9 protein-coding genes are annotated in these 17,168 nt (G+C 41.1%); 1 reads left to right on the forward strand and 8 read right to left on the reverse strand.

From position 1 onward, the window contains the following. Nucleotides 1–132: 132 nt before the first annotated feature. Nucleotides 133–2,718, forward strand: coding sequence for a hypothetical protein (locus DWW23_RS10265; RefSeq protein ID WP_122353191.1), 2,586 nt, complete (start codon nucleotides 133–135; stop codon nucleotides 2,716–2,718). On the opposite strand, the gene DWW23_RS10270 is transcribed toward DWW23_RS10265, so the two are convergent. From DWW23_RS10270 to DWW23_RS10305, 8 genes are all read right to left on the reverse strand, one after another. After that, nucleotides 2,719–3,813: a tyrosine-protein phosphatase gene (locus DWW23_RS10270; RefSeq protein ID WP_122353192.1), complete on the reverse strand. Its 1,095-nt coding sequence runs from the start codon at nucleotides 3,811–3,813 to the stop codon at nucleotides 2,719–2,721. It lies immediately after the preceding gene. A gap of 192 nt (nucleotides 3,814–4,005) precedes the next feature. After that, on the reverse strand, nucleotides 4,006–5,967 hold the full coding sequence (locus DWW23_RS10275) for a glycoside hydrolase family 97 protein (protein WP_122353193.1): 1,962 nt from the start codon (nucleotides 5,965–5,967) through the stop codon (nucleotides 4,006–4,008). 35 nt (nucleotides 5,968–6,002) lie between these two features. Then, on the reverse strand, nucleotides 6,003–9,584 hold the full coding sequence (locus tag DWW23_RS10280) for a glycoside hydrolase family 2 TIM barrel-domain containing protein (RefSeq protein WP_122353194.1): 3,582 nt from the start codon (nucleotides 9,582–9,584) through the stop codon (nucleotides 6,003–6,005). Between the two features lie 29 nt (nucleotides 9,585–9,613). Further along, on the reverse strand, nucleotides 9,614–11,287 hold the full coding sequence (locus tag DWW23_RS10285; RefSeq protein ID WP_187576628.1) for a RagB/SusD family nutrient uptake outer membrane protein: 1,674 nt from the start codon (nucleotides 11,285–11,287) through the stop codon (nucleotides 9,614–9,616). 51 nt (nucleotides 11,288–11,338) lie between these two features. Further along, nucleotides 11,339–14,707 (reverse strand): TonB-dependent receptor, encoded by a 3,369-nt coding sequence (locus DWW23_RS10290; protein WP_158583171.1) that lies wholly within the window; start codon nucleotides 14,705–14,707, stop codon nucleotides 11,339–11,341. A 199-nt stretch (nucleotides 14,708–14,906) separates the two neighbouring features. Beyond that, nucleotides 14,907–15,842 (reverse strand): FecR family protein, encoded by a 936-nt coding sequence (locus tag DWW23_RS10295; protein WP_122353197.1) that lies wholly within the window; start codon nucleotides 15,840–15,842, stop codon nucleotides 14,907–14,909. Nucleotides 15,843–15,955: 113 nt separating this feature from the next. Beyond that, entirely contained in the window at nucleotides 15,956–16,582 is a 627-nt protein-coding gene (locus DWW23_RS10300) for an RNA polymerase sigma-70 factor (protein WP_308425739.1), read from the reverse strand. Next, entirely contained in the window at nucleotides 16,554–16,982 is a 429-nt protein-coding gene (locus tag DWW23_RS10305; protein ID WP_122353199.1) for a hypothetical protein, read from the reverse strand. The genes DWW23_RS10300 and DWW23_RS10305 overlap by 29 nt, the downstream gene beginning before the upstream one ends. Between the last annotated feature and the right edge of the window lie 186 nt (nucleotides 16,983–17,168).

Raw genomic sequence — 17,168 nt, forward strand, 5'->3', positions numbered from 1 at the left:
ATGAAGGTGTTGCAAAAATAGCATTTCGCTTTTTACAACACCTTCATCTAAAAATATCTTATTTACTTTGCCACTTCCTAAATTCTCTATAACTTCGTAAATTCTTCCATGTAAGGAAGATATGAAGTTCCCATGAAAACACTCCGAAAAGTTATCGGTTATATTTCCCTTTTACTGTTTTGCCTGCAGGCTCCAGGGCAGGAAACAGACAGTGTGATCAACAAACTCACCCACTATATCCGTGCTACAGATCAGTTTTCGCAATATATACCACGGGAAAAAGTGTATCTCCATTTTGACAATACCAGTTATTATCAGGGTGATAATATCTGGTTCAACTGTTATGTGGTAACTTCCGAACTACACGAAGCGACCGGATTAAGCAAAACACTATATGTAGAACTATTGAATCCCGGCGGTGAAATCATAGATAAACGGGTGCTGAAGGTCGAGAACGGACAGTGCCACGGAGATTTCACATTAGGGCAACTTCCTTTTTATTCCGGTTTCTATGAAGTCCGTGCCTACACAAAATATATGTTGAACTTTGGCGAAGATGCTATCTTCTCCCGCCTGCTGCCGGTATTCAACAAGCCGAAAACAGAAGGGAACTATGAGGAAAAAGATATGCTGAAATACGGATACGGCAAATATCCGAAGAAACGGGAAAAGCCTCAAAAAGGGAAAAAGGTCAATCTGAAATTCTATCCGGAAGGAGGAAACCTGATCGAAAATATACCTTCACGGGTGGCATTCGAAATAACAGACGCTTTCGGAAACCCGTTGGAAGCAACCGGAAAGATCATAAACCAAGACAAAGAAGAAATAGCAGGTTTTGCCGTAACACACGATGGAAGAGGTTTCTTCAATTACACCCCGAACGCGGGTAAACGAAAAGCGGTGGTCGACTACAACGGTAAGAAATACCAGTTCGACATGCCTCAGCCGTTGCCACAAGGATTTACCTTGCAGGCAGATAACCTTTCATCTTCCGACAGCCTTGAAATATCTTTACAGAAAAATGAACAGACACCGGCAGAGATGCTGGGCATGGTCATTATCTGCAGAGGAAAACTATATAATTATTGCCTTGCCAACGTGCTGCACAATGAACCGGTCCGTTTCAAAGTGGACAAAACGATATTACCTTCAGGCGTTTCGCAAATTGTCTTATTCAACAGTAACGGAGACATACTTTGCGACCGTTTGATATTCATTCATAAAGAAGAACAGCTGACGATCAGGTCCAAAGCCGGAAAAGAGACATACGAACCGTATGAAGCCGTCGATATGGAGTTCACGGTAACCGATCAAAATGAGAACCCGGTACAGACATCTTTCTCCTTATCGGTAAGGGACGGCATGAACGAAGTCAAATCGGATTGCAATATCCTGACAGACATGTTACTTGCGTCCGATATAAAAGGATACGTCCATAACCCGTCTTACTATTTTGAAGCAAACGATTCCGTCCACCGTTCCTCTCTCGACCTGCTGATGATGGTACAAGGCTGGCACCGCTATTCCTGGAAGCAGATGGCAGGAACAAAACCATTCGAATTGAAATACACACCGGAACAGGGTATCGAGATGCACGGTCAGGTTGTTTCCTTCGTCCGGAAAAAACCTAAACCCAATGTTACGATATCCTCCTTCCTTCTCAAAAGAGGTGAGGAAGAAGAGGCTGCCAGCGCATTCGATATATTTACAACCGATAGCCTGGGACATTTCGCTTTCCGGGCCGATATAACCGGGAAATGGAATATGATACTGGCCGTAAGCGAGAAAGGAAAGAAAAAAGACCACCGGATCATACTCGACCGCCTTTTCACCCCAGAGCCGAAAAGATACCGTTATCCGGAGATGCAGGTCACTGTTGCAGATCAGGAAACAGAGAAAGCAGAAGAAACAGATGCAGAAGAAGTTCCAGAAATACAAGAACCGGAGGAAGATATCAATGCATTCCTGACAGCTTATGAGGACTCTTTGGCCAAAGCGGGGAATAAGGAGAAAGTTCTCCGTCTGGACGAAGTGACCGTAACCGCCAAAAAGAGATCACGGGAAAAGGATATTTTCAATAACCGTTCCAAATCGATTGCCTTTTATGATGTTCAGTCCGAATGGGACGATATAACAGACCAGGGGAAATATATCGGAAAAGATATACATGAACTGATGATAAATATGAATAACAATTTCAGAAAAACCTTCTCCAGACAAGACGAATATCTGCAATACAAAGGGAAAATGCCTCTCTTCGTCATCAACTACGAACCAACCATGGCTACTGAAATGGACTACAACAAATACAAACTGATACGCCTCGAAGCCATCAAATCCATTTATATCAATGAGGAACTTTCTATCATGTGTAAATATGCAGATCCCAGAATGTCACCTTTGGAGGTAGACGATTTTTACAGTTGTGTCGTTTTTATCGAGACATTTCCGGAAGATAAGATACCGACGGATGCCGGTAAAGGGGTACGAAAAACCTGGCTGGAAGGCTACAGCCAGGTTAAAGAATTTTACAATCCGGATTATTCCATCCTTCCGCCGGAACCCGATTACCGCCGCACACTCTACTGGAATCCTTCAGTGACACCCGATGAAAAGGGTAAAGCTGATATCAGGTTCTATAATAACAGTAGCTGCAAAAAGTTCAGCATCAGTGCTGAAACGATTACCGCAGACGGAATAATCGGTATTTATAAATGATCAATATAAGTATAACTGTTTCATTTTCTGAATATCCACGCCTAACGTCTCCGTCAGGAACTTAGCCATGGAGCCGTACTTTTCGTCTATCTTATTATAAGCGGCATTCAGATATTTCTCATCGACAGTAACTAACGGAGCAATTTGAGGATAAAATTTCAAATAGGTATCGTACTTACCTGCGATATAATTCTTACTAAGCATATAATCCTTCATTATCGTTTCTTTATCTACACCGAGAGCCGACAGAATAAGCATGGTTGCAACCCCTGTACGGTCCTTGCCTGCCGAACAATGGTAACTCAACGGCAAAGAACTTTCATCCTGAACATATTTAAAAAACTCTTTATACTTAGCTACATAATCATCATAACTCACCATTTCGATATAAGCATCCACCATAATCTGAGCAGTCTCTTCCTCACTAAGCCCCTTTGATATACTTCCGATAATCTCATCTGAAAATATATTACCGGCATTGATCTCCAGATCATAAGGATTCTTTACCGTAGACGGTAGCTTATCAGGAGCAGCAGGCAGCATACCGCCCAATCCACCTTCTTTTTCCGTGGCAGTACGAAAATCGACAACAGTTTTCAATCCGGTACTTGCCAGATAGGCAAGGTCGGCATCCGATAATTTATTCATCTCATCCGTGCGGAACAATTTTCCCCAACGTACATATTTACCTTCACTATTCTTTATACCGCCCAGATCCCTGAAATTATACCCGTTAACCGGCAAAAGTCTTTCAGCCAACAAAGCCTGACCTTCGGAGTTCTTGAACAGGAAAAGCTGTCTCTTCGTAGCATCGACACTCAAATCGAAAGAGCCTTTTCCGTCACCGGTCAGGCAAGGTGTATTCATATCGATATCTTCTGCTGTAGTACCGGCATATAACTCCCAGGCTTTATCGGAAGTCACACTCAGCACAGCCTTTTTCGTTTCCTTATCACGGGCAATCCCGGCATCTCCGCTTACATCTTTTCCGGAATAACCGATTGTTGTTTTATCATCATCATCATCTCCGCAAGAGACAAACAGTCCGGAGACACAAAACAGCAGCAATAAATAGTAAGATAAATTCTTTTTCATAACGCTTTTTACTCATTAATAAATAATTTAAAGGCGCGCAAGATACAGATTTAAAACTAATTACTCAAAGACAGCCAACCTTTTAGCCTCATAAATGAAATATAGAATATCGTTTATTTATTTTAGAATATAAAAAAATACCCCTCGCGACAGATAGTAATCGCGAGGGGTATTCCGGACAGAGATGGATACCTACTCTATTACAGCAGCAAAGCCTCCGTTTCTGACCATCTTAATTTTGATTATATCATTCTTCTTAACAGACGATTCGTTCCGACGATAATCCATGGCCTGACGACCTGCATTGATACCATCTTTAAAAGAGGTCATCTTATAGTTTCTGCCATCGTTGAGAAAATCAAGACAGATATCTATCTCACGCACATCCTTGCTATTATTGGTCATGCCACCGATAAACCATTTATCCCCTTTACGTTTAGCTACAACAGCCACTTCTCCTACTTCAGCGGCCAAAGCAATGGTCTCATCCCAGGTTGTCGGTACCCGAGTAATAAATTCCGTACAATCGGCATTACGATAATAGAGAGTAGGATTGTCAGCCAACATTTGCAAACCACTCTCAAAGATAACGTACAAAGCCAATTGATAAGCACGCGTCCCGATACTTCCGGAATTGGGGCGGTCAGCACGGTAAACATTGGGTTGGAAACTGTTCATGGCTCCGGGAGTATAGTCCATAGGCCCCACAGCATTACGCAGGAAAGGATAATAAATACTATTATCCGGAGTACAACCGCCCATTTGCTCCATGCCCCTCACACCCTCATAAGAAAGTACGTTGGGGTATTTGTATTCCAATCCGGCAGGTTTGAACGAGCCGTGAAAGTCTACAAAGAGCTTATACCTGGCAGCCTCTTCTGCCACTCTTTCGTAGTAGTTGACCATCCATTGATCACTGCGGTCCATAAAGTCGATCTTCACACCTTTTACACCCCATTCGGCAAAAGTTTTAAATAAATCCATGTGATTCTCTACAGTCAACCAGGTAAGCCACAAAACGATACCGACGTTCTTTTCCTTACCATAGCGAATCAATTCATGTACATCTACATGGGGATTAGGAGTAAAAGGATCGCGAGTACTTTGGGCCCAACCTTCGTCCATAAGAATATAAGATATACCATATTTAGACGCAAAATCGATATAATACTTATAAGTCTCCAGGTTATATCCCGAAACAAAATTAACATCCGGACCATAAGGGCAAGCATCGTTCCACCATTCCCAACTTACCTGTCCGGGGGTAATCCAGGAAGGATCCCCGATTACACTTTTCGTTGCCAGCCTGAAGGTCATCGTGTTTTCGATCAGTTGTTTGTCATCTTTGGTAATGACAAAATAACGCCAGGGATAAGTTCTTTTTCCGGAAGTCTTAGCAATATAATCAGCTTCCTTCAACAACTTGAGGCTACGGTCGCCATCTTCACCAAACTCCAGCGGATTGTTCGGGAAAGTGGAAATCAGGCCGTTTTGTCCATTACTTTTAAGAAACATACATGGATAATCCGAAAGATCAGATTCTGAAATCAATATCTTGTATTGCTTCCTGGTGTCAATCAGTAATGGAAGAACAGCCTTCTTATCTTCAGGAGTCCATTCGTTACTGTTTACATGAGTATAATTCTCTTCGTAAGCAGTTTTAAAACTCCCGGGTTGCTGCATGTGAAGAAGATAAGGAGCAGGAAAATTAACTGCCAAATCTTCGTTCATTACTTCTATGTCACCTTTCTTATTAGTAAGGAAACGGTAAGCGATACCATCATCATAAGCCCGAAACTCTACGGAATAATTCCCTTTAAAATCCATTCTCAACTGATTATAATGATTACGTACGGTCGAGAATTTCAGAGGAATTACCGGAGACAGCATCTCATCCGCATCGGAGAACTTTTGTCCCGACAATTTAGGATTTTCACCCAACACTTCATCTCTAAGCGTTAACCGGAGATAATTATCTTTCAGGATTGCGTCACCATTGTATGAAATGGAGTAATAAATCTTATCAGTAATACGGAGACTTACTTTTATCTCCTTGTTGGGAGATACCAATTCCACCTTCTTTTCGGCAGCCTGAGTTGACGAAAAGAATACCAATACCAGGAATAAGATGTAAAAAGTTTTACAGTTTTTCATACTATCTTTAATTAAAAATGAATTTTCACATCCGATTATCTGACAGGCTCTATTCTGAATGAATAACCGACAGGTTGATTCACAGGAATCATATACTCAGGCAACGGACGGGGACCGCAGCTGGCATTACCCAACCCCTGCTGGATACAATCCAAACTAAGATAAACTTCCGGCTTGCGGATATTATTCAATTCGAAGTCATGTTCAGCCTCCCATAAATCCTTGTCAGAGAAATGTAATGCACTAAAACCAAGTTGGTCTTTAGACGTTATTTTCAATCCGTGATTATTCTTATCGGAAATGATAAACCATCGCACATCTTCACGGCTCCCCATACTCTGTGCACGAACATAATGCTCTTCCTCCATCTCTTTCACCGTTTTATCGAACTGACCGAAATAAGCAGAACGCTTTCTGTCCCAATAATTCTCATGAGGACCACGGCCATACCATTGGATATTTTCAAATTCCTGAGGCAGAACGACCTGTAAGCCCAAACGGTGCACAATAGCACTATTCTGGGGCAGCGTAAAGCTGGCATCCACATCTACGGTGCCATTGCCATAGATTACATATTTTACTAGATGAGGTATTACCACCGGATTACGGTAAGCTATTGTTGCATCCATATACGACAAAATAGTAATCGACTTCTTATCGTCTGCTACCTGATAACTAAACAGGGGTTTTCCATATGTAGTCGGATAATAGTTCTGGTCCGTATACTTATCATTACTGATACTACGATACCAATTGAGGGCGAAGCCATTGTTTTGATGAATCATCTCCTGATCGTCATAACGCAATGATTTCATAACTCCTGAGTTCGTATCAAACGTAATGCCAAAATCCCCGCCTTTTATAACAAGGTCTTTCCCCTGGGTACTAATATCCAATGTATTAAGCGTATTGGCATCCACCATCGGCACCACCGGCCTGCTGGTTAATGCGAATTGTTCAGAGGCAACCACATGACCTTTATCAGCCCATCTCGTTTTATTCTTCAAAGAAAAATAGACATTTAGAAAATACTCTTTCCCTATTTCCAGATTTTTATCATATGGAATAACAACCGGTAATTTTTCATCAGGCTCCAGATTTATCGAAGGGATGGTTCCTGATTCCGATTTTACACCGTTTTTTATAATTTCCCATGTTATATCAAACTGATCCAGATTCGTGAATGCATATTTGTTTTCAATTGCAATCTTACCACTCATCAGTGCCAAAGGAGTCATCTTGATGTATTGAAAAACTTTTTTAGCTTCCAGCAACTTAGCCGTAACTCTTCTGTCGGGAGTAGTCAATCCGTTGCATGAAAAATCTTTATCGTTGGGTTTGTCTCCAAAATCTCCACCATAATAATATTTATCGGCGGAATCACCATACTTATTGATACCCTGGTCTACCCAATCCCATACACAACCACCAATGATGCGTTGCGATTTTTCAATATAATCCCAGTATTCACCCAGATTACCCGGAGCGTTACCCATCGAGTGGGCATATTCACAGAAGAAATACGGTTTATCTTCATCCATCTGGTCGATACGGTTCAGGTCTTTCATGTCAGGATACATCTGTGAACGAATATCGGCGACTTCATTTTTACCTTCATAATGAATCGGACGTGAGTCCATTTCTCTGGCACGTTTACTCATGGCTGCAAAATTCTCCCCGTTACTTCCTTCGTTGCCCAAGGACCAGAAAATGACTGACGGATGGTTTTTATCCCGCTCGATAACTCTTTCTATACGGTCTACAAATGCAGGTATCCAGCTTGGTTTATCTGATATGGAACCATTTCCATGATTTTCCAGATCGGCTTCATCCATAATATACAAACCATAATAATCATACATCGCATACATTTTAGGATCATTCGGGTAATGACTTGTACGCACCATATTAATATTATGATTTTTCATCAACAGAATATCCTCGATCATCGACTCTTTAGGAACAGCCTTACCATATTGAGGATGTATATCATGCCTGTTCACGCCTTTGAAAAAGACAGCTTTATTATTTATATATACTCGTTTGTTTTTGATTTCAATTTTGCGGAAACCAAACTTAGACGACATGGCCTCAGTCACCTCTCCTTCGCTATTCTTCAAAGAAACAATGGCCGTGTAGAGATGGGGATTTTCTGCAGACCATAACAATGGGTTATTTACTTTTGCCTGCAGGTCATATTTCTGCTCTGTACTGCCTTTCAGGGAAGCGATCGATTGCGACAAAGTGACCACCTCTTTTCCTGACGGGTCAAGCAACGACAGCTCGGCTGTCTCTGCCTTTGCCGTACTATTTCCATAATTTCTAACAGACAATTCAGCTTTAAAGGTAGCTGCACTAAAATCATTTCCATTAAACTCTGATTTCAGAAAATAATCACGTACATGTACTTTTGGGGTAGCATATACATATACATCACGGTGGATACCGCTCAAACGGAACATATCCTGATCTTCAATATAACTGGCATCTGTAAAACGATAAACCTCTGCAGCAATCGTATTTGTTCCTGTCTTTACATATTTGGTAATATTGAACTCCGCATCGTTATTGGCCCCTTCACTATAACCTACCTTCTGTCCATTTATCCAGACATATATACCACTGTATACACCATTAAAATGCAGCATTATTTCTTTTCCGTCCCATCCGGCAGGTATGGTAAATTCGCGACGGTATGAGCCGACAGGATTTACCTCAATTTCATTGGTATACCCTTTTTGCGGTTGGATAAGAGGAGGATTATTTTTAAAAGGATAAGTTATATTGGTATAAATAGGAGTACCATATCCGTGCATTTCCCAATTAGAAGGAACAGGGATTTCCTTCCATGCAGATACATCATAGTTCATTTTATAAAAGTTGGCAGGCCGTTCGGAAGGCTGTTTCACCCAATTGAACTTCCAGTTCCCATTCAGGGAAAGGTAATAATCGGAATTAGGCATTTCCCACGGTTTCTCAAAAGTTTTATCAGCTTTGAGACTTTCAATGGAAGGATAAGGAATGTATGTATTGTGACCGGGTTCTTTATTAACCCCGAAAATCAATTCATTCTCCCATTCGGTTTTACCACGAACAATCACTTCTTTAGGAGATTTTACCGAAGTTTCCACCAATCGCCAAACCTGTGAGGAATTGGGTAACTGGAAGATTTTACTACCGGCAACATCTTCTCCGTTATAAGCTAAAGACATATTACTTATTCTTTGTGTAATAGCATAGGCCCCTGTACCCGTCACATGAATTGTCCACTGCTGATTACCATTGGAGTTGCTCGATTCCCACTGCATTAATTCACTGCCTTCTCCTGCATGGATATTCCCGTTGTCCATACTTTGCCTGACAAAGGGGTTGGCAATTGTGTAGTACCCATTCTTCAATCGGGTTATTTTCCACAATTGCCCTTTATTATTTCCATTATTTTTCGACAAGACAAAGCCATCTCCATTCTGATCACTTTGCTTATTATCTATCACCAGCCCCGACGGACTCACTATTTTGTATAATACTTCTGCATTTATCTCCTGGCTTTGTGCAGACACACTCCAAAAAGAGATAAATACGACATACATTAGAAAAATAAGATTATACTTCTTCATGATATTGAATTAATAATTATTATTCAAGGTCAATAACCCGGATTCTGTCCGTTCACCCAATTGTCTACCCCGCCGTTTTGTGCAGCAATCACCGAGTTGCGGTCAATAGCTCCTTGCGGAAGCGGCATAAGATACATTTTCGGTAAGAATTTCCGGTCTCTTACATCTACGATAGTATAAGTAAGGGTTCCGTTATTTTCTTCAATCAGCATACCCTTTAAAGGTACATTCATCACACCCGGACTACCGTCAGGTAACTTATCAGCTATTTCCCACCGGCGAATATCCCACCAACGCTTATCTTCAAAACACAACTCCACGCGTCTTTCACGCCGGATGATTTCTCTCATACTTTCTTTATTCAAAGATTTAAAAGTATCTTCCACCTTCGGCATATTGCCATTCCGGGTACGTACCAAATTTATCGCATCCAGTACTTCTTTTGTAGGACCATTTACTTCGTTTTCCGCTTCTGCAAAATTGAGCAATACTTCACCATAGCGGAAAAACATGTAATTTTCGTACGATGTTTCATTACCAAACATAGACAACTCTTTATTCTCGTTCAACCTTTTACGAGCATAATAACCGGTATGTGTGTTATCGTTGGAATAACCCAGATCTATTGAATTATTGCCACCTAACTGTGTCATGATCTCAAACTCATTCCTCCATTTGGAGCCATTGTATAGAATGGTCGCATAAAATCTTTTTTCCCGTCCTTCATATGGGTTATTAGGATCATATCCCGAAGCCGGATCCGTAATCGGCAATCCATTCTCCATACTGAATTCATCTACAAGCTGCTGTGTCGGTTGGAAATTTCCCCATCCGGATCTGCTTGAGCCAATAGCAGGAGGTCCGAAATGCATTTCTTTATTATTTCCTTTGTCAGGTCCGTACTGGCGGGCAAAAATAGATTCACTATTATTGTTGGTCATAAACAATACATCGAAGTCCGATGCCAGGCTGTAGACACCCATTTCCATAACCGATTTACAAGTTTTTGCAGCAGTTTTCCACCGTTCGATATCATTTGCAGGATTCCGTTGGGCACTGGCATGATAAAGTTCGCACCATCCTTTCAGGGTCAGGGCAGCCCCTTTGGTAGCCCGGCCTGCATTATTTCCTGTTTCTGTTTCATTCAACAAGGGGGCAACTTCTCCCAACTCAGAAACAATGAAATCAAACGTTTCCTGTGCCGTGGCCCTGGGATTTTCCAACGGTATGTCGGTATTCTGATTATCGAGCGGCACCGTGATCAACGGAACGCCTCCGTACGTCATCCATAACCAATGGTAAACGAAAGCTCTCAAAAAACGTGCTTCAGATATCCGGTGTTGTTTATAACTATCCGACAGAGTCGATTCCGTTACTTTCTTTATAAACACATTGCATTTACGAATCTTTTTATAGGCCTTTTCCCAGTCCCATACGTCGCTGAAACCTGTCGGGTAATTCTCCGGGGTAATCTGCGCGTTTCCGATATTCGCATATCCGGCCATCCAGTTAGTGCCAACATCGGAGTTATCCGAAAACTGATCGAGATGTTGCGTAACTTTATTGGCATCCGGCAACAGGTCATTATACATATCATTAAGAAACAGGTCTGCATTCTGTTCTTCAGACCAGAGTACATCATCAGTGACAGAGTTTCGGTTTTCAACTTCCAGAAAATCTGAACAACTGCTAATTAAAGCCATACATATAAACAGGCCTATATATGTTATTTTAGATTTCATATTCATCGATAATTATTTGAAGGTTACATTTAAGCCAAAAGAGAATGCCTGCTGCTGATAATAGTAGCGTCCGTCGGTATTACCCGCTTCAGGGTCGATTTTTTCATCCATAAACGGAGTCCATGTCCACAGATTCTGTCCTGCGAAATAGAAACGAACTCTCGACATACCCGCTTTTGCTGTTATTTGCTCAGGCAAAGTATACCCCAATTCCAGGCTCTTCAGGCGAAGATAAGCCGCATTACGCATCCAATGGGATGAAGTAACTTTATTATGATCCACAGGAGCATTATACACACGCGGATACTTGGCATCTGTATTTTCGGGTGTCCAATGATCTTCATACTGTAGTTTAGTGGCCGATCCCTGACTTTCGAAAGGATGCGCCATCGTGCCTTCGAGATATATGTCGTTCATCGCCGCGCCCTGAAATAGCATATTCAAATCAAACCCTTTCCAGGAAAGTGTCGGTGTAAAACCATAAATAATCTGAGGCGAATTTTTAGGGCGACCGATTACCGTATTATCATATGAGTCGATCACGCCATCCGGCACTCCGTCCGGGCCATACAGGTCGGCATATTTTATATCGCCGGGTTGCACTTTTGCATCTCTGATAGACGCGATACCGGGTTTTAAACTACCATCGGCGTTAAAATCATCCGCTGTATAATACCCCAATGATTTATAACCGAACTGAGTCTCGAAAGACCGCCCCGTCAATCTTCTGTTCGGATTATTATATGTACTGGACGTTTCATAAGTCTCCAACAATTTGTTGTGTACATAAGTAAAATTACCAGACAGATCCAATTGCATCTTGTTGGGGAATGTATGTGTACTGGAGAGCATTATCTCGATACCCTGATTACTCATCTTTCCACCGTTTACATCCCGAAGCTCAATACCATACTCCAGTGGCACCGTCACTTTAGGCGACATCAACATATTGTCTCGTTTATCATAGAAATAATCGACAGAGAAAGAAAGCAATCCTCTCCATAAAACGCCATCGATACCCACATCAAACTTTTTAGCTCTCTCCCACGTAATGAAAGGGTTACTTTGCTTCGTTTCATATATACCAGTAGTCGGGTCACCAAAATAAGCAGAGTTAGAAGACATTTCATAACCGGACATATATTGAAAAGGATCGCCGGCCAAATTCCCGGACTCTCCGTACGACACCCTCAGTTTCAACATGTCCAGATTACGGATATTATTCTTCATAAAATCCTCTTCTGATATATTCCAACCGGCAGATACAGAAGGGAAAAAGCCCCATTTTTTACCCGGAGCAAAATAATAATTGCCATCATACCTCCCGGCAGTTTCAATCATATATCTGCTATTATACGTATATCCTATCCTGTAAAGCAAACTGACAGAGGTTTCCTTTGATGACGATCCACCGTTGGTCACTTTCCCGGCGGCCGTACTACCCAGGTCCATTTCGTCCATCGCGATAGGGAAACCTGTCCGCTTGGCATCAAACCATCTTTTATCCCTTTGCCGGCTTTCCACTACTCCCAGGAAAGTAACATCGTGCAAATCATTGAAGCGATGTTGATAATTAAGATATCCCTGAAATGTAAATCTCTTATCATCTTCATCTTTTTCATACAAACTGTGATCGCCCTCCCTTGTTTCATTAAAGGTATAAGGAGTTGTTGAAAAATCAGGTGTATAAGAAAGTCTAGGTTTCCGCCATTCTTTCTTAAACAATTTATACGGGTCGTAACTAGCCACACCCTTGATACTCAATCCTTCTAAAAACGGCAACTGTTGTTCTACCGAAAGTGTAGTATAAAGTTGTGTACGTTCTTCTTTGGTATATCCGCTGAGAGTACTACCTAAGGCAACCGGAGAACGCCCCAGATAATTACCCCACAGTCCGTTGGAATACCATATCGCTTCGGTTGCAGGCTGCCTGACCGCCGCATAGGCAATACTTCCGGCTGATTCACCCGGAAAGTGATGGTTGGCTACATATCCACTCAGAGAGAGTGACACATTCGTGGTCTTCGTAGCTTTTACATCCATGCGGGACGAAACGTTATAACGTTTCATATCAGTACCTTTATACATCCCCTCTTGTGAAGTATAGGCCAATGATATATAATAGTTGACAAACTCCGAACCTCCTGAGATCTCAATATTGTGAGAAGTCATTATCGTATTACGCTGTATAATATCCCTGATCCCACGACTGTTAGGATAACGGTCGGGGTCGGCATCGGCTGCTCCGTCAACGGTTTTCTTATACATAGCTATTTGATCATCCGAATAAGGCATGTTTGTCAGTCCGCTGTTTCTGGCACCTTCATTAAGTAAAGTAGCGTACTCATACGAGTTTACCATCTCCGGGATACGGGTTGGGTTTTGGAAACCGACATATCCGTTATACGAAAAAGTAGGTTTCCCGGTTTTCCCTTTTTTTGTAGTGATCAGAATAACGCCATTGGCACCACCTATTCCGTAAGGGGCTACGGCTGCCGCATCTTTCAGGATAGTTACCGATTCTATGGTAGTCGGATCAAGCTGGCCGAAATTGTCGCGAGGTATCCCGTCAATCACAACAAGCGCGCTATTTTTCGATCCGGTCGTTCCTTTACCACGAATAAAAATATCCGGATTGTCGTAACCCAGTTCTCCACTGCCTTGCCGGGCCACGAGTCCGGGCATACGCCCCACCAGGTTCTGGCTGATATTGGTCACCGGCTTAAGTGCCGTTTCTTCTCCTTTCATAGAAGCAACGGATGCGGTAAGAGATGCTTTCTTGGTGGTACCATAACCGACAATGACAACTTCATCGAGCGTTTTCAAATCCTCTTTTAGCGTAATATGGAAACTTGTTTTAGAACCAACCGCAATCTCCTGAGAAATATAACCGATATAAGAGATTTGCAAAATATCACCAGCCGCGGCACTTAAGCTGAAAGAGCCATCGATATCAGTGATTGTTCCATTAGAACTTCCTTTTATTGTTATATTAGCTCCAATAACAGACTCGCCCTTTTCATCCAGAATCGTCCCGGTGATAGTCTTTTTTTGTTGTTGCTGTCCGGCCGCTTCTGAAAAATGTTTTTTTGAAAGAATAATATTCACTCCTTCCACGGCATAAGACAAATCAGTCTTTTCCAGAAGTCGGTCCAGAACTTCACGAACCGGCATATTTTGGGCTGTGACAGACACTTTTTGTTCCAAATCGATTTCTCTGTTGGAGATAAAAAGATAGTCGGTCTGCCGTTCAATATCTTCCAATACTTCATTCAGTACGGCTTGCCGTTTATTCAGATTTACCCGGGCATTCTGAGAATGTGTATTCTCAGCAAAAGCAAAACAGGTAAATAATAACAGTAAATAAGTTGTTAATCTCATGACTCTGAATATGTGATAATTCCAGTGTTTTTTTGACAATAATATCCAAGATGAAAAAAGTTTTTTCATATCTTTGTAAATGATTATAATTAATAAGTATGTTAATTTATGTACTTGTTAGAATCGGTAAGTGTTGGCGCATTTGCCGATTCTTTTTTTATCTGTTTCTACTACTACATAGGCTATTCTTTTTAGATGATTAATAAATATAAATTATATTCGTATCTTCTTCCCGCTTGAAAGTGAAACGGAAGTCTTTTTGTAACACACGCAACGCATGATCTATACCATCGGAAATCCGAAGTTTTCCTTTATATCCCAATTTCTTGGTTTTGTCATTTTTGATTATAATCTGAAGGTCATAATACTTCTCGAATAAGCGCATTATCTCTGTAAAAGATTTATCTTCCAGGATGATCAATCCGTCTTTCCACCGGAAACTATTCTGATTGGCAGAAGATACATGCAGGACATCTCCAATTAATTCGGCAGCCTCTCCCGGATTCAGATAAAGGGATTCATTCTCTTTCTGTTCTTTATAGAGCTTGACCTTTCCGGTAAACAGTCCGGTTTTGAAAGTCGATTCCTTTGCATAAGCCTCCACATTGAAGGTAGTGCCCAACACCTCTACATTATATTTGTTGGTTTTAACGATAAATGATTTCTTTTCGTTTTTCGTTACCTCGAAATATGCTTCACCGTCCAGTTCAACGATTCTGTCTTCGCTGGCAAAAGTTGTGGGATATTTGAAAGAGGTGTTGGAATTCAGCCAGACAAGTGTTCCGTCAGGTAATGTGACAGAGGTTCTGCTGCCGGAAGGGACATAGATGCTTTGAAGCGAGCTCTCCGGCTTACCAAACTTATAAAGAGAGAAACAATAACTACTTGCAATAAGAATAAAAATCGCTGATGCAATTTTTAATGTGTTCCATAGGAATATTTTCCTTCTATTGGAAGTGGCATGCGATAGCTTATCTTCATCAATAACCACAGAGGCGTCAAAACGGATACGCTCCCGGATAAATTGTTGTTTGTGCGACTCGTCACTTTCCAGCCATACACGAATAGCTTCTTTTTCCCATTCGGAGCATTCTCCCTGGAAATAGCGGGTCAACATGTTGCGGTCTATATTCATGCCTGTTATATATTAATACTGGTGTGTCCTGCTCTCAAAGAAAACCAATCTCTTTTAAGAATCAGGTTCTATAATAAGAGCAACTAAGGGTGGAAAAATCCCAAACGAAATCACTAAATATTTTGAAAAAAAATAAGGACAAGAGGTATATAGTCCTTTAAATCTTTATAAATCTGCGCATTAGCCTTATTCAAATGATAGTCGATTTTTTGCAATGAAACATTCATTTCTGCAGCTATTTCTTTTCTCGGTTTGTTTTGCAAACGATTTTGAATAAAGATATCGCGGGTTTGCTTCGGCAGTTTTGCCAGAGAGGCAGTCAGGAGCTCCATTATATCTTTTGTGAATATATCGGCATAACCTGTATCTTCCAACGTCATAATACGGGCATTGATCTCCCACTCATGAAGTTCTACAATTTTTTGTTTATGGCTTTCTTCTACCTGAAGATGTTTCAGATAGTTCAGACATTTATTCCGGACAGTTATCATAATATAACCTAGCACATCTGTTTCTGCCGATAGTTTATCCTTATTCTCCCAATAATAAAGAAGGGCATCATGTGTAAGATCTTCTGCGGTAGGCTGATCATTGACATAGTAATAGGCATACCGGACAAAACGCCTGTAATACATATTGTAAAACGAACCAAAATTCCAATCCGTATTTACTTCAATAGGTGTTATAAGATTCCTTTCCGTGGTAATAATTTTAGATTTGCGAATTGAATTTCTTGCGATTGAACAAAGTTACGGATTTATTTTCATACTCCTTTATCTTCGCCTCGCAAATCCGTTTCGTAATATCCCTGAGTAATTCGACTTTCGGGATAAGGGTATCGATATCCTCTTTCGTTACTACAAAATACGGGTTATACCTCGCTTCTACATTATCCAGTACCGTTTCTGCCTTTTTACTGTTAAAGCCGCTTGTTATCACATAGATATCGTAATCAGATATCTTGACTGTAGGAATACCACCGTCTTCAATTCGTACGCTACGACGCACATAATTGCCTCTAGCATAACTACCATACAGAATAATATATTCCGTCTGAGGTAATCTTTTCAGTATCTCTTTAACCAGAAATACCAAATCGTCCTGTTTGTCTTTCGGCAGATAAGCTATCGAGTCTTTCATTATGCTTGATTATGTACAACATTAAACACACAAATGTATAAAAAAAGCCGGACTGACTTAATCTTTTTATTCTAAATCATATACTTGCATTACGTTTCTATTTCTTGATCCAAGTATTTCATGTTTATTCTACCTCAGGTGCTTCCCAAACGCCTGTTTTATTCATTCGATAGCTTTTCTCTATCA

It is taken from the genome of Parabacteroides sp. AF14-59, from assembly GCF_003479515.1.
Lineage (GTDB): Bacteria > Bacteroidota > Bacteroidia > Bacteroidales > Tannerellaceae > Parabacteroides > Parabacteroides faecis.